At 68.6% G+C, this 15,132-nt stretch carries 14 protein-coding genes; 12 read left to right on the top strand and 2 right to left on the bottom strand.

Annotation, left to right across the window (positions count from 1 at the left end; translation table 11 throughout):
• Position 1: 1 nt before the first annotated feature.
• Positions 2-847 (top strand): bifunctional DNA-formamidopyrimidine glycosylase/DNA-(apurinic or apyrimidinic site) lyase, encoded by an 846-nt coding sequence (mutM, locus tag CCN37_RS25340; RefSeq protein WP_086825508.1) that lies wholly within the window; start codon positions 2-4, stop codon positions 845-847.
• 104 nt (positions 848-951) lie between these two features.
• Here the strand turns inward: mutM and CCN37_RS42185 are convergent, their stop codons facing one another.
• Together CCN37_RS42185 and asnB are read right to left on the bottom strand one after the other, a co-directional pair.
• Positions 952-1,266 (bottom strand): LysR family transcriptional regulator, encoded by a 315-nt coding sequence (locus CCN37_RS42185; RefSeq protein WP_030430557.1) that lies wholly within the window; start codon positions 1,264-1,266, stop codon positions 952-954.
• A gap of 304 nt (positions 1,267-1,570) precedes the next feature.
• Positions 1,571-3,400 carry an asparagine synthase (glutamine-hydrolyzing) gene (asnB, locus tag CCN37_RS25330; protein WP_086825506.1) on the bottom strand — a complete coding sequence of 610 codons (1,830 nt, stop codon included), beginning with the start codon at positions 3,398-3,400 and terminating at the stop codon, positions 1,571-1,573.
• A gap of 509 nt (positions 3,401-3,909) precedes the next feature.
• Here asnB and CCN37_RS25325 point away from each other — a divergent pair.
• The 11 genes from CCN37_RS25325 to CCN37_RS25275 all read left to right on the top strand — a co-directional run bounded on the left by CCN37_RS25325 (position 3,910) and on the right by CCN37_RS25275 (position 15,130).
• The gene (locus tag CCN37_RS25325) at positions 3,910-6,432 is read left to right on the top strand and encodes a sensor histidine kinase KdpD (protein WP_086825415.1); all 2,523 of its coding nucleotides are present in this window, start codon (positions 3,910-3,912) and stop codon (positions 6,430-6,432) included.
• Positions 6,429-7,112 carry a response regulator gene (locus CCN37_RS25320; RefSeq protein ID WP_086825413.1) on the top strand — a complete coding sequence of 228 codons (684 nt, stop codon included), beginning with the start codon at positions 6,429-6,431 and terminating at the stop codon, positions 7,110-7,112. The genes CCN37_RS25325 and CCN37_RS25320 overlap by 4 nt, the downstream gene beginning before the upstream one ends.
• Positions 7,113-7,228: 116 nt before the next feature.
• Positions 7,229-7,564 carry a hypothetical protein gene (locus CCN37_RS25315; protein ID WP_086825411.1) on the top strand — a complete coding sequence of 112 codons (336 nt, stop codon included), beginning with the start codon at positions 7,229-7,231 and terminating at the stop codon, positions 7,562-7,564.
• Positions 7,565-7,566: 2 nt separating this feature from the next.
• Positions 7,567-8,166 carry a DUF3558 domain-containing protein gene (locus CCN37_RS25310; protein WP_168200849.1) on the top strand — a complete coding sequence of 200 codons (600 nt, stop codon included), beginning with the start codon at positions 7,567-7,569 and terminating at the stop codon, positions 8,164-8,166.
• Positions 8,167-8,205: 39 nt separating this feature from the next.
• Entirely contained in the window at positions 8,206-9,291 is a 1,086-nt protein-coding gene (locus CCN37_RS25305) for a PPE domain-containing protein (RefSeq protein WP_143261798.1), read from the top strand.
• Positions 9,292-9,295: 4 nt separating this feature from the next.
• The gene (locus CCN37_RS25300) at positions 9,296-10,042 is read left to right on the top strand and encodes an ESX secretion-associated protein EspG (RefSeq protein WP_086825402.1); all 747 of its coding nucleotides are present in this window, start codon (positions 9,296-9,298) and stop codon (positions 10,040-10,042) included.
• A gap of 94 nt (positions 10,043-10,136) precedes the next feature.
• A complete protein-coding gene (locus tag CCN37_RS25295) occupies positions 10,137-12,179 on the top strand; it encodes a neutral/alkaline ceramidase (RefSeq protein ID WP_086825400.1) in 2,043 nt (680 codons plus the stop codon).
• 68 nt (positions 12,180-12,247) lie between these two features.
• The gene (locus CCN37_RS25290; protein WP_086825398.1) at positions 12,248-12,538 is read left to right on the top strand and encodes a hypothetical protein; all 291 of its coding nucleotides are present in this window, start codon (positions 12,248-12,250) and stop codon (positions 12,536-12,538) included.
• Entirely contained in the window at positions 12,538-14,295 is a 1,758-nt protein-coding gene (locus CCN37_RS25285) for an alpha/beta hydrolase (protein ID WP_086825396.1), read from the top strand. The genes CCN37_RS25290 and CCN37_RS25285 overlap by 1 nt, the downstream gene beginning before the upstream one ends.
• Before the next feature lie 62 nt (positions 14,296-14,357).
• Complete coding sequence (locus tag CCN37_RS25280) at positions 14,358-14,819, top strand: LppA family lipoprotein (protein ID WP_168200848.1); 462 nt, start codon at positions 14,358-14,360, stop codon at positions 14,817-14,819.
• Entirely contained in the window at positions 14,816-15,130 is a 315-nt protein-coding gene (locus tag CCN37_RS25275; protein WP_143261797.1) for a hypothetical protein, read from the top strand. Before CCN37_RS25280 ends, CCN37_RS25275 begins: the two co-directional genes overlap by 4 nt.
• Positions 15,131-15,132 lie beyond the last annotated feature (2 nt).

Genomic DNA, 15,132 nt, shown 5'->3' with positions numbered 1-15,132 from the left:
CGTGCCAGAACTTCCCGAGGTCGAGGTCGTGCGTGCCGGTTTGCAACGGCACGTCGCCGGGCGGACAGTCGCCGAGGTCGAGGTGCTGCACCCTCGTGCGGTGCGCAGGCACGTGCCCGGTCCGGTCGACTTCGCCACCCGGCTCAGCGGCAGGCGCTTCGACGCCGCGTGCCGCCGGGGCAAGTACCTCTGGATCGAGCTGGACGGTGCCGCCGAGGCGATCGTGTCGCACCTCGGGATGAGCGGCCAGATGCTGGTCCAGCCCGTGGGCACCCCGGACGAGAAGCACCTGCGGGTGCGCGTGCGCTTCGCCGACGACGGCCCCGAGCTGCGCTTCGTGGACCAGCGCACCTTCGGCGGCCTCGCGCTGACCGACGTCGTCGCCGGGCTGCCGGTGCCGATCGCGCACATCGGCCGCGATCCGCTGGACCCCGAGTTCGACCTCGCCCTGGGAGTGGCCGCGCTGCGCGCGCGCCGCACCGAGGTGAAGCGCGCGCTGCTGGACCAAACGGTGGTCTCCGGGATCGGCAACATCTACGCCGACGAGGCGCTGTGGCGGACCAAGCTGCACTGGTCCCGCGCGGCCAACGGGCTGAGCAGGCCGAAGGCCGTGGAGTTGCTGGAAGCGGCCACCGAGGTGATGCGGGAGGCGCTGGTCGCGGGCGGGACCTCGTTCGACGCGCTCTACGTCAACGTCAACGGGCAGTCCGGCTACTTCGACCGCTCGCTCGCGGCCTACGGCCAGCAGGACCGGCCGTGCGGGCGCTGCGGCACCGCGATCATCCGCGAGGCCTTCATGAACAGGTCGTCCTTCTCCTGCCCGAAGTGCCAGCGCGCCCCACGCTGAGCCGACCCCGGACAAGCGTGAGGGGCGGTCCCGGAGGACCGCCCCACCACGTAGTTCTCATCGGCCCGTGACCTGCTGCCGAACGGTCACGGGGAAGGTTTTTCTCAGCTGGAGCGCAGCTGGCTCGTCGCCCACTCGAAACTCGTGGTGGGCACGGGCTCGTTGTTGCGGACCGACAGCTCCTTGATGCTGTCGATCAGCATGAGCACCGCTCGAACCGAAGGCAAGATCATCTGTCCCTCTCGGGTCAACCTCGCACCCGCTGGATCGCGGGTGAAGAGCTTGGTACCCAGAGACTGCTCCAGGGACTTGATCTGATAGCTGATCGCTGGCTGGGAATAACCCAAGGACTTTGCGGCCAGGTCCATCCGACCAAGGTCCGCGATCGAGACGAACGCTCGAAACTCCCGCTCGTGCATCCGAATCCTCCCCCAGGGGTCACCGCGCTGTGATTGCCCCGGCTTCATCCAGGCAGAACTTCACCAACAACACCGGATAATCAGGACATTACCAACGTGTCACGACTAAGTCCATCAATCGGGGCCTCAAGCGCCCGACCGGAGTACAAAAATCGCTCTGGTTCACCCGAGGGTGACTGTCCGATCCCCTGAACGGGTTACTACTTGGGTGTCGTCCGTTCAGGGGAGGACATCGAACGCTCCAGGGCCGATCGCCGTGCGCGTTTGTAGCCGCTCACAACTTTCTCTTCTGGGTGAGGTGCAGTCAAGTTAGGTGTAGCTCAAGTCGGTGAGAACCTAGCCACGCAGCGATGTCTAGCAGGCGTTCTGTGAACAGTCGGTCCACCCGATTGAGCGATCCAGGCTCTCTGGAAACGATTTCACGTGCCCAGGTGGTGTCAATAATGTTGAAGGTTGGATTACTCCGATCGTTCAACAATTCTTCGACCTGTTCCTGAAGCGCCATCACGTACTTGAGTTCCTGGGTGGACGGGTAGGGGCTCTTGCGCCGCTCCGCCACCGATCGGGGGATGACGTCGGCGACGGCGGAGCGCAGCAGGCTCTTCTCCCGCCCGTCGTGGGTCTTCATCGCCCAGGGCGCGTTGAACACGTACTCGACCAGGCGGTGGTCGCAGAACGGCACCCTGACCTCCAGGCCGACCGCCATGCTCATCCGGTCCTTGCGGTCGAGCATGTACGGCAGGAACCGGGTCAGGTGCGCGTAGGAGATCCGCCGCATCCGCCGTTCGTGCGGGTCCTCCCCGTGCAGCACCGGTGACTCCGCGCGCACGGCCGCGTACCCGTCGCGCAGGAACGTGCCGATGTCGAGCTGGTCGCTCAGCTCCTTGCGCAGCAGCGGCCTGCCCACGCTCTGCTTCCCGCCCGGCCCGGAGACCCACGGGTACAGGTTGCCGCGCTGCACGCCCGGGTCGTGGAACCACCAGTAGCCGCCGAAGACCTCGTCGGCCGACTCGCCGGAGATCGCCACCGTCGAGTGCTCCCGCACGGCCTTGGACAGCAGGTAGAGCGAGTTGTCCATGTCGCCGAGGCCGATCGGGATGTCGCGCGCGGCCACCGCGGCCCTGCGCACCTCCGGGTCGGCCAGCTCGGAGTGGTCGAGCACGATGTCGGTGTGGTCCGTGCCGACGTGCTGGGCCACGTCCCTGACGAACGGCGCGTCCGGGCTGTCCTGGAGCACGTCGGCGGTGAAGTTGTCGGTCTGCCCGACGAAGTCCACGGCGAAGGTGCGCAGCGGGGACAGGTGCTGCGCGGCGAGCCCGGTCAACGCGCTGGAGTCCAGGCCGCCGGAGAGCAGCACGCACTGCGGCACGTCCGAGACGAGCTGGCGGCGCATGATGTCGTCCATCAGCTCGCGGACGCGCTCCGAGGTGGTCTCGGTGTCGTCCTCGTGCGGCTTGGCCTCCAGCTGCCAGTAGGTCCGCTCGCGCAGGCCGGAGCGGTCCATGACGGCGAGCCTGCCCGGCTTGAGCTCGCGCATCCCCGCCCAGACGGCCTCGCCGACGGTCTTGCTGTACGCGAAGAGCTCCCGCAGCCCGTTGAGGCCGATGCGGGGCTTGACCAGCGGGTTCGCCAGGATCGCCTTGGGCTCGGAGCCGAAGAGCACGCCGTCTGCGGTGCGGTAGAGGTACAGCGGCTTCACGCCGAGGCGGTCGCGGACCAGCAGCAGCCGCTCGGTGCGCGCGTCCCAGATCGCGAAGGCGTACATGCCGTTGAGCCGGTCGACCAGCGCGTCGCCCCACTCCAGGTAGGAGCGCAGCACCACCTCGGTGTCGCTGGCGGTGCGGAACTCGTGGCCCCTGCGACGCAGCTCCTGGCGCAGCTCGACGAAGTTGTAGACCTCGCCGCTGTAGGTCAGCACGACCTGGCCGTCAGGGGTGTCGGCGACCATCGGCTGCGCGCCGCCCTCGATGTCGATCACCGCGAGCCTGCGGTGGCCGAGCGCGGCGTGCTGGGCCAACCAGGTGGCGCCGTCGTCCGGTCCCCGCTCACGCATCGTGGCGGTCATGGCCTCCAGGGTGGCCCGTTCGCGGGTCAGGTCACGCGCGAAGCCCACCCAGCCGGTAATGCCGCACACGTCGACCTCCTCGTCGTCTTCAGGGCCCGCGCCACTCACGCCATGTGAAAAATACATTCCTCATGGCCCGAAATGAATCAGCACGGTTGAAGGTGATTAGTCCGTTCGTGCGGCCACGGCCGAGGCCTGGTCGCAGACGGTGACTTCGCTGCCGCGAAGCCGCCCGCCCTGGGTGAAGCTTGGTGGTTGCCGCCGTCACACAGAGTGTAAGGAGCGCGTAAACGTCGAGGTAGTCCCCGTCAAGGACGTGTCAGGGGACCGTTATCTAAGCCCACCCCTGGAGCACGCTCGCCCCGGCACGGCCGCACGGCGAAGGGGAGTGATCGACATGGCCGACTCGGCCCGCACCGGTCCCACCCCGCGGCCCGCGACCGCGTTCCTCCTGGTGACCACACTGATCCAGTTGGAGAACTTCTGATGACAACTCCTACCCCGGATGTGCGCAAGCTCAACCTCGCCGCGCGCGTCGCGGGAGGGTGCTCGGGGTGAGCGTGGCGGAGACTGGAGCGATGGAGTCCGGCACCAAGCGCAGGCGCGGTGAGCTGCGCATCTACCTGGGCGCGGCACCCGGCGTCGGCAAGACCTTCGCCATGCTCGGCGAGGCCCACCGGCGCGCCGAGCGCGGCACGCACGTGGTGGTCGGCTTCGTCGAGACCCACGGCAGGGAGCGGACCGCCGCGCTGCTGGACGGGCTGCCGGAGGTGCCGAGGCGGCGGATGGGCCACCGCGGCCACGAGTTCACCGAGCTGGACGTCGACGCGTTGCTCGCGCTGCGGCCCGAGGTCGCGATCATCGACGAACTGGCGCACACCAACGTCCCCGGCTCGCGCAACGCCAAGCGCTGGCAGGACGTCGAAGAGCTGCTGGACGCCGGTGTCGACGTGCTGTCCACCGTGAACGTCCAGCACATGGAGAGCCTCAACGACGTCGTGCAGCGGATCACCGGTGCGGCGCAACAGGAAACCGTTCCGGACGAGGTCGTGCGGCGCGCCGAGCAGGTCGAACTGGTCGACATCACCCCGGAGGCGCTGCGCAGGCGGATGGCGCACGGCAACGTCTACCCGGCGCACAAGGTGGACGCCGCGCTCGGCAACTACTTCCGGCCCGGCAACCTGACCGCGCTGCGCGAGCTGGCCCTGCTCTGGGTCGCCGACCAGGTCGACGTGGCGCTCCAGCGCTACCGCGCCGAGCACAGCATCACCGACACCTGGGAGACCAGGGAGCGCGTGGTCGTCTCGATCACCGGCGGCAAGGAGAGCGAGACGCTGATCCGCCGCGCCCGGCGCATCGCCAACCGCGCGGGCGCGGAGCTCCTGGTGCTGCACGTGCTGCGCAGTGACGGCCTCGCCGGAGTTCCCGCTGCTGCGGTCAGCCGGTGCCGCAAGCTCGCGAGCGATGTCGGCGCGAGCTTCCACACCGTGGTCGGCGACGACGTGCCCGCCGCGCTGCTCGACTTCGCGCGCGGGGTCAACGCGACGCAGCTCGTGCTCGGGACCTCGCGCCGGTCGCGGCTCGCACGCGTCTTCGACGAGGGCGTCAGCTCGCGCGTCGTGCAGGGCTCCGGGCCGATCGACGTGCACATGGTCACCCACGACGAGGCAGGCGGGACCGTGCGCCAGCCCGGCGCTCGACGGACCGCGCTCGCTCCGTGGCGCAAGGTCCTAGGCTGGGTGCTCGCCGTGGCGCTCCCGTCCGCGGCGACCGCGCTCGGAGTGGCACTGCAACCCGAGCTGATCCTGTCCACCAACGTGATCGACTACTTCCTGGCGATCGTCGTCGTCGCGCTCGTCGGCGGGCTCGGCCCGGCGCTGCTGGCCTCGATCGGCTCGGCGTTCATGCTCAACTTCTTCTTCACCGAGCCGGTGTTCACCCTGACGATCTCCGCGCAGGAGAACGTGATCACGCTCGTCGCGATGGTGGTCGTCGGCATCATGGTCGCCCTCGTCGTCGACCGCGCCGCGCGCCGGGCCGGGCAGGCCGCCAGGGCTCGGACCGAGGCCGCGCTGCTGTCCTCCTACGCGCACACCGTGCTCACCCATCCCGAGCCCGTGCAGCGGTTGCTGGAGAAGGTGCGCGAGAACTTCGGCCTGACCTCCGTCGCGCTGCTGGAGAAGAGCGACGGTGACTGGAAGCGCGTCGCCGTGGTTGGCGTCGACGCGTGCGACCGCCCTGGGCAAGCCGATGTCGACATCGCCGTGACCGTCGACGTGCACCTCGCGCTGCGCGGGCGAGCACTTGCCGCGGCCGACCGCAAGGTGCTCGAAGGCGCTGCGGGACAAGCACTTCTCGCACTCCGACAGCAACGGCTCTCCGCGCAGAACGCTGAGGCCCGGCGCCGTGCGGAGACCACCGAGCTGCGCACGGCACTGCTGTCCGCGGTCGGGCACGACCTGCGCACGCCACTGACGTCGATCAAGGCGTCCATCGGCAGCCTGCGCGATCCCGAACTCGTACTGTCCAGTTCGGACACCGCGGAACTGCTTGAGGCAATAGAGGAATCCGCCGACCGGCTCGCCAAGCTCGTCGACAACCTGCTCGACTCCTCGCGACTGGCGACCGGCGCGGTCCGCCCGCAGTACCGGCCGACCGGGTTCTACGAAGCCGTCGCCCGCGCTCTGTCCTTTATGGATGGACACGCGCGCGTCGCTGTCGACGTGGACGACCGGCTTCCCTTGGTGTGGGCCGATGTCGGCTTGTTGGAGCGCGTGATCGCCAACGTCGTCGACAACGCGCTCCGGCACGGCGGCGGCAACGTCGAGGTCCGTGCGAGCGCGCACGCCGCACAGGTCGAGCTGCGCGTCGTCGACTACGGCCGAGGCCTGCCGAAGGGCGCAGCCGACGAGGTGTTCGCGCCGTTCCAGCGGCTCGGTGACTCCTCCAGCGGCGTGGGGCTCGGACTGAGCGTCGCCAAGGGCTTCACCGAGGCGATGGGCGGCACCATTCGCGCCGAGGACACCCCCGGCGGCGGGCTGACGATCGTGATCTCCTTGCCAGTGCACGGGGATCGCGCTGGAGAGGCGGGAACGCGGTGACCAAGGTCCTGGTTGTCGACGACGAGCCGCAGATCGTGCGGGCGCTGCGGATCAACCTCGCCGCGCGCGGCTACGAGGTGCTGACCGCCCACGACGGCGCTTCCGCGCTCCGCGTCGCCGCGTCCGACCGACCCGACGTGGTGGTGCTCGACCTCGGCCTGCCCGACCGCGACGGCACCGAGGTGATCGCCGGGCTGCGCGGCTGGACCAGCGTGCCCATCCTCGTGCTCTCCGCCCGCACCGACTCCTCAGACAAGGTCGGCGCCCTCGACGCCGGCGCCGACGACTACGTCACCAAACCCTTCGGCATGGACGAACTCCTCGCCCGCCTGCGCGCCGCCGTCCGCCGGGCCGCCCACCCCGCCGACGAGACCGAGCTCGCCGTCGTCGAGACCGCCACCTTCACCGTCGACCTCGTCGCCAAGCGCGTGCACCGCGACGGCTCCGAGGTGCACCTCACCCCCACCGAGTGGGGCGTGCTCGAAATGCTCGTCCGCAACCGCGGCCGCCTCGTCGCGCAGAAGCAGCTGCTCCAGGAGGTGTGGGGCCCCGCGTACGCGAAGGAGACCCACTACCTCCGCGTCTACCTGGCCCAGCTCCGCCGCAAACTCGAAGCCGAACCGTCCCGCCCACGCCACCTGATCACCGAACCCGGCATGGGCTACCGCTTCGAAGCCTAGGCATTCGCCAGAACGCCACTCTCACGCGCGCCTGGGCCACTTCGGTGAACCCCTCCGCCGTTCGCGCGCGTTGTTACCCTGCTCGCGGGCCAGTGACGCAGGGGAGGCGTTCTCACATGTCCAAGCAGTACGTGCGCGTCGGGGGATGGCGCATCGACCTCGACCAGGTCCCCGCCGCGATCAAGATCTTCAACGACGCGTTGGCCAATGTGGAGAAGGCAGCAGCGAAGACGCATGATCATGTCGAGGCCCTGCCCATGGGGCAGGACCACGTGAGCGTCGCCTTGGCGGCCGAGGTCAACAAGCGTCACGCCACCAATCCTGGGAGCACCCGCAACGCGGTGAAGAGCCTGCGTGACGCGCTGAGTGCTGTCGTAGCGCAGCTCGAAGCGGCGAAGCGCCACTATCGCCGTGTCGAAGATGCCGCTGGACAGGGCTTCAGGAGGGGGTGACTGTGCGCGTTCTCGAAGTTTCGCGGCTCGTACTTCTCGTCGCGTTGGTGACGTCGGTGGCAGGCTGCACTGTCACGCAGGTGGGTACGGCGAGCCCTCAAAGTGCGATTCCGGAATCTCCGCCGCCAGCGAGCGATGGCCCCGAACGGCCACGTGAGATCAAGATCGACGACCTCCGGCCCTGCGAGCTGATCACCGCTGAGCAGCGGCAGGAGTTCAAGATCGACGTGCCGTTCAGCGAGGAGTCGGAGTCGGCCTTTCAATCGCAGATCTGCGAAATGATCAGCCATTCCGAACGGGTGAGCATCGCCTTCAACGTGATCTTGAAGCACGATGTCGCCAGGTTCGGTATCGGCAACCCTGCGACGATCCCTCGCGCCGTCCAGGTTGCTGGTTTCCCCGCCTTCGAGGTCCGGCTGAAGGAGAGTGATCCAGGAGACCAGGGATGCTCCGTCAACGTGGGCGTGTCGAAAGGGCAGGTCATCCGCGCACGCTTCTTGGAGCAGGGGCGGAAATCCAGGCCGCTGTCCTATGACGAAGTCTGTCGACGAGCTACGCGGGGGGCGGAGCTCGCCGTGGGCAACCTGCTGAACCGCCGCTGACGCGGGCACGACCACCAACCAACGACACGGGGGGACGACGTGGATGTCAATGTGAACTGGATGGCCATTACTCACGAGGAGCTTTACCAGAAGCTTCACGGGGGGCACGGTCCAGCGGGGCATCAACCAGTCGCGACGCAGAGCAACGACATCGCCTGGGTGCTCGCCAACACGGAAGCTGACCTTGGCAAAGCGCTCTCCTCGCTGGGGGCGGTGTGGGAGGGAGCTGCTGCGGAGCAGGCCGTTGGGAAGATCGACACTCTCCGGCAGTGGACGAACTCGTCGGGTGAAAAGACCAACACCCGGACCACGAGCATTCTTGATGGGATGAGTGCGTTCGTGCACGCGCGGAATTCGATGCCGGAGCCGAAGAGGGTTCCGTCGTTGGAGGAGCTGGGAAACAGCAACGCGCTGCGCGATGTGTTCCAGTTGACGCAGGACCGCGAAGTTCTCGAGGGTGCGGCGAACGAGGCGCACCGGGAAGCGGCGCGGGTGATGCAGGCGTATGCGGATGCGGTGAACAAGCCGGTTCCGGACTACGACGAGCCGCCTCGGTTCGGGGGTGGCGGAGCGCCGGGTGATCCGCGGCCGGGGACGCCGGTTGGTGGCGGCGGCAGGGCGATCACCAGGCCGCGTGGCGGTGACATCGGCGAGGGACAGGACATCGGCGAGAACGTTGGCGGTGAAGGCGTTCCCACTCCGCCGATCCCGGATCAGCGGGGTGGTCAGAACCTCGATGTGCCGGGGCCGAAGTTCGGCGAGGTTCAGCAGGCCGGCTTCACGCCGCCGCCCGCTCTCACCAACAGCGGTGGGCTGGGCTCGATCGCCGGGCCCGGGGGATCGGCGGTCGGAGGCGGCTCGGGCGCGGCGGTGGGTGGCCTGTTGGCCCGCCCGGGCGCGAATCTGAGCGCGCCGCCGGTGAATCAGCCGCCGAGGCCGACGCCGCCGCCGGTCAGGCCGACGACGGCAACGACAACGGCGGCGGGCGCGCGGCAGGGGTTCATGCAACCCGCCCTCGGCACCGGTCAGCGCGAGGAAGACCAGGAGCACGAGCGCAAGTACGACATCACCGAGGACATCGTCGGCGAGCTGCCGATGGTCGCCCCGCCCGTGATCGGTGAGTGAGTCGATGACTTCGATGACCACGCTCACGATCTCCGACACCGCCTACCAGGTGGCGTGGGAGCACATCGGCTTCGACCAGATGCCCTTGGCACTGCTCGTCAATCCCCAAGGCGCGCGCCACGAGGAGCGCGATGCCGTCGTGGCGGACGCGTGGCAGGAGCTGCGCGGCGCCGGACTCGTGGACGGCGCGAACCTCGACGAGCAGCTGGTGCGGTGGCTGACGGTGCTGGCCGCGCCGGACCGGCTGGTGGACGCACGCCTGTGGCTGGGCGAGGAAGTGCGCGCGGTCGCCGCGGCGGCCCAGAGCGAGGACGAGGGTGTCCTCGCGGTTCTCCGAGGCGGCCGCATGATCTTCCGCTCGATCTACGCGACGGGCCTGGCGCGCGCGGCCACGGAGCTGTTGCCCGCGGTGAAGCCGGGTCCTGGCCACTCGGTGTCAGTGCCCAACGAGGTCTTGGCCAAGGCCGCGCACGCCGCGGGCAGCGATCGCCAAGCGCTCGCAGCGGCGTTGCGGGGCGAGATCTCGGCCGACGACGCCGAGCAGCTGGCGCTGATGACCAAGGCGGCGGGGCACCGGGGCCAGTTCGGGGCGAGCCTGCGGCGCAAGCGCGCCGACCACGTCGTCGCGTACTTCGACACCGAGGACGGCCGCTACCTCATGGAGGAGTCCCGGGGCTGGACCACGGTCAGCCCGGCGGACACGCGGGTGCTGGTGCGCCAGATCGACCAGCTGACCGCTGCGGCCAATTAAGCGAGAAGCATTCACATTTCTTTCCGGCCTCGCTACCGTCGGTCACGGTGAGCTGTGACGGCGGTCACCGAGCATCGACACCCGGGAGGTCGTTGTGCGCTGGTTGTCCGGAGAACGGGTCAGGGGGGTGCTCGGCGTGGCGCTGGCGGCCGTGGTCGGCGCCGCCACGCTCGTCCAGCTCGGTGAGCCAGCCCAGGCCACCAGCGCCGATGGCGCCTACCTGGTAGGACGCGGGATCGCCGACGTCACCGGCGAGGCGGCCGAGCGCGGGATGATGGGCTACGCCAAGCTCGACCAGCGCACCTCCGGGATCCACCAGCGGCAGCGCTCGCGGGCGTTCGTCATCGCCGATCCCGCGAGCGGCAAGCGCGTCGCGATGGTGACCGCCGACCTCGGCATGATCTTCGGCAGCGTGCGGCAGGCGGTGCTGCGCAAGCTCGCCGCCAAGCACGGGACGCTGTACTCGGCGGACAACGTGCTGCTCACCGCGACGCACACGCACGCGGGGCCGGGCGGGCAGTCGCACTACTCGCTCTACAACATCACCACGTTCGGCTACCACGGCAAGACCTTCGACGCGGCCGTCGACGGCATCGTGGAGTCGATCAACCGAGCGCACGACGACCTCGCGCCCGGCTCGCTGTCACTGGCCAACGGGGAGCTGAAGAACGCCAGCGCCAACCGCTCGCGCCGCGCCTTCGACAAGAACCCCGCGCAGGACAAGGCCGCTTTCCCGGACGGCATCGACCCGATGACCTCGCTGCTGCGGATGGACCGGGGCGGCAGGACGGTCGGCGCGATCAACTGGTTCGCCACCCACAACACGAGCATGACCGGCAACAACACGCTCATCAGCGGCGACAACAAGGGCTACGCGGCATACAACTGGGAACGCGAGGTCGCGGGCGCGGACTACCTCGCCGGACAGCCGGGTCTGGTCACCGCCTTCGCGCAGACCAACGCGGGCGACATGTCGCCCAACCTCAACCTGAAGCCGGGCAGCGGCCCCACCGAGGACGAGTTCGCCAACACCCAGATCCTCGGCAAGCGCCAGGCCGACGCGGCCCGCGCCCTCGCCGCGAGCCCGGGGCGTTCGCTCAGCGGCGGCGTCGACGCTCGTCTGTCCCATGTGGACATGAGCGGCACGGCCGTGCGCCCGGAGTTCACCGGGGACGGTGCCACGCACACCACCTGCCAGGCCGCGATGGGCGCGAGCTTCGCCGCAGGGTCCACAGAGGACGGTCCGGGGCCGGACATCTTCAAGGAGGGCGTCGGCAACAACCCGCTCATCGAGCTCGTCACCAAGGCGCGCTACGTCGCCTCCCCCGCGCTGCGCGCGTGCCAGGCTCCCAAGGACATCCTGCTCGACACCGGCGCGCTGAACCTGACGCCGAAGATCCTGCCGATCCAGCTCGTCCGCGTCGGCCAGCTCTACCTGATCGGTCTGCCGCAGGAAGCCACGATCGTCAGCGGGCTTCGACTGCGCAGGACCGTGGCCGAGCAGGTCGGCGCGCCGCTGCAGAACGTCCTCGTCGCGGGCTACGCCAACGACTACGCCGGGTACCTGACCACGCCGGAGGAGTACGACCAGCAGGACTACGAGGCGGGTCACACGATGTTCGGTCGCTGGAGTTTGCCTGCCTACCAACAGGAATTCGCCCGCATCGCCGCCGACATGAAGGCCGGGCGGCCGAGCGCGGCGGGCCCGACGCCGCCGGACATGTCGGGTTCGGTGTGGACGGTGCAGCCCGGCGTCGTGCTGGACGCGCCCCCGATCGGCGGCAACTTCGGCGACGTGGTCACCGCGCCGAAACCGAGCTACGTCAAGGGACAGCAGGTCGTCGTCGAGTTCGCGGGCGCGCACCCGAACAACGACGTGCACCGCAACGGCACGTTCATCGAGGTGCAGCGCCAGGAAGGGGCCACGTGGAAGCGCGTCGCCGACGACGGTGACTGGTCAACGAAGTTCCGCTGGGCGCGGTGGGGCGTAGCGGCTTCGCGGGTCACCGTGTCGTGGGACGTGCCGAGCACCGCACAGCCCGGCAGCTACCGCATCGTGTACCGCGGTGACGCCAAGAACCTCCTCGGCGCGGTGAGTCCGATCAGCGGCACGTCTCCGGCATTCACCGTCACCTGACCGTACTGATTCCCCCGCGCGGCCGCGCACGACGCAGTAGCGTGAGCCGCCGGGGGAGGTAGACGAACGTGGGATTCACAGTTGTCACCGACGAGCTCCGCAAGGCAGCTCGGACGGCTCGGAGCGCCGGTGAGGGCGCGGGAGCGGTGAACATCGCTGCCGAGGCCGACCAGATCGCGACGGCCATGCCAGGCGGCGCGGCCGCTGCGGCTGCCGCCAAGCTCGCCGGGCACTGGAAGTCGAGCGTTTCCGCGTGGGCGAACGACGTCCAGGCGCACGCGAAGCGCTTGGACGACAGCGCCGCGCTCTACGACGCCAAGGACGCCAACGCGCGCAACGACATGCGAGAGGCATTCTGATGGTCTCCGTCAGCGATGTGCGGCGGTGGCGGCCGCCCACCCTCGACGGCGTCTTCCAGGCGCTCGGCTCGCGCCGCGACACCCTCGTCGGCTTCGACGACGAACTGCACGCCACGAGGTCGCCCGCCGGGTGGACCGGCTCCGCCGCTGAGGCCGCCGCCAAGCACCACGGCGAACTCACTGAACGAATGCGTCGTTTGGTCGCTGGCATCTCCGCCGTGCGGCGCGCCACCGGTGAGGCCGCCGACGCCGTCAAGGCCGTCCAGCGCGCACTCGGCGACGCCGAACACCTCGCCGGCCGCTACGGCTTCTCCATCGCCGATGACGGCAAGATCGTCGACATCGCGCAGTCGCGCCCCACCGAGGCACCCCAGATCCGCGAGCGCGCCGCCATGCACGCAGAGCTCGTCGACCGCGTCGAGCAGGTGCTGCGCCGGGCCAACGACATCGACGCCGACCTCGCCGCCGTCCTGGAACGCGCCGCCCTCGACCGCATCGACGACGGCTGTGGCACCTCGCTGACCGACGCTTCCCTTGCCGGACAGGCAACCGGCGGCCTCTCCACCGTCGGCCCGCCCCAGGGCGGCTCCCCCGCCGACAACTCCGGCTGGTGGACGTCGCTGTCCGACGCGGAACGCGCGGCGATGCTCAAGGACCACCCCGACTGGATCGGCAACCTCGACGGCCTGCCCGCCGTCGTCCGCGACCAGGCCAACCGCGCCCAGATCCCGGGCGAACGAGCCAGGCTGCTGGCCGAAGCCGCGAAGCTGGAGCCTCTGGTCGACTCCCTCACCAAACGGCTCGGTGCGTCCACCAGCGAGATCGGTGAACTGTCGATCGCCCGCCAGCTCGCCGGTCCCGCCGCCGAACTGGCCACCATCAAGGCGAAACTCGCTTCACTGGACGCGATCGAGGAAACGCTGAAGCAGTCTGATCGCCAACTCCTCGTGATGGACACATCAGGACAACGCGTCAAGGCGGCTATCGCGGCAGGCAACGTCGACACCGCCGAACACGTCGCCGTCTTCACTCCGGGCCTGGGGACCACCGTTCAAGGCGATATGCGGGCGTACGACGACCACATGTACCAGCTGCGCGAAGACGCCGAGAGCGAGTCACTCAGGGCGAACAAGCCGACCTCCGTGGCAGCCGTGACATGGATCGGCTACGAAGCACCACAAGCGTCCCCGGACGAACTCTTGAACCCGAACCGCTCTGTCGTGAGTGATGTGGCGGCAAGAACAGGAGCGGAGAAGCTCACGAGCTTCCTCAACGGCATCGATGCCTCCCGTACGACCGATCCGCACCTCACCGCGATCGGCCACTCCTACGGATCTCTGACCACAGGGCTCGCACTGCAGAAGGGAACGGGTGTCGACGACGCGGTTTTCTTCGGCTCCCCAGGGGTGGGCATATTCCACGCGGACATGTTGAAGGTACCGGCAGGACATTCCTGGGTGATTGAATCACGCAGGGACATCGTTGCCGATCTCGGCACGTTCGGAGGCGACCCGAGTCGCATCGGAGGAACAACTCAGCTGTCTGCGAGAGAACTCACGCTGCCAGATGGTCGGCGTCTGAACGAATCCTTCGGACACGGTTCAGTGGAGCCCAAAGTTGGCTATCTCGCTCCCGACACCACGAGCCGGTACAACATGAGCCTGGTGACCGCGGGACTACATCACTTGGTCAAGGAGGACACGGGCCCCCGGCTCAGCGACGTCTTCGGTGACCGCCCCTACCGAGGACCGTACTGATGAAGAGGTTTGGGGCACTCACACTTTGCTTTCTGATCCTCACCGGCTGCGGAGGGAGCAGCGTGAAAGATCCGTTTCACATCCTCGCCCAGCGACCCGACATCGACGCAGCAACAGCTCGGTACGAAGAGATGCAGGAAAAGCTGCGAACCCGCCTCTCAGCCGAAGTGGGCCCCTTGACCTGGAAAGAGCACTCCCCCGGGGGCGGCTCCGGCTGCTCCGGGTTCTCACAGATTCGAGACGCCGTGCGCCGAACGCTCGGTTTGTGGGTCCACTTCGGGAACATCCCCGATGACAAGTGGAGCAAGGTGGTCGCGATCACCACCGAGGTCACCGGGGCTTATGGCTTCGAGCAACCCGCGGCGAGGGTCAACAGTCCTGGTCGTCACGACATCGTCGGGATGGATTCCTACGGCGCCTCCTACACGCTCGGGACGTATCTCAACACCACGCTGATGCTGCACACCGGGTGTCACCTGGAAGCGAAGGCGCATCCGGCGAACGCCGGGAAGCCGACAACGTGAGTCGTGAGCCTCGGGAAGTGGTGCGGCTCTTCACGCACATGTGGCTGCTGAGCGCGGCCGGTCTCGCGGCTTCGGCTTGGTACTTCGCCCACTACCTGGGCAGCCTCGAACGCCCTGACTCGCTGTACGGCACCTGGCCTGGGCTGCTCCTCCTGGTAACCATCGCCGCGACCGTGATCGGCTTGATGATCGCGAACATCGGGGGCAACAAGGCGCTGGACAAGCAGCGGGCGATCGGGGGGTGGTTGTGGGCGGCGTGGGCACCGCTCTACCTGGTCATGCTGATCACGCACCTGATCACGTTGCTGTGAAA

Origin of the sequence: Allokutzneria sp. NRRL B-24872 (assembly GCF_002155965.1) — a bacterium.
Taxonomy (GTDB): domain Bacteria; phylum Actinomycetota; class Actinomycetes; order Mycobacteriales; family Pseudonocardiaceae; genus Allokutzneria.
The sequence above is the reverse complement of the archived record's forward strand: the minus strand, read 5'-3'. Positions and strand labels throughout refer to the sequence as shown.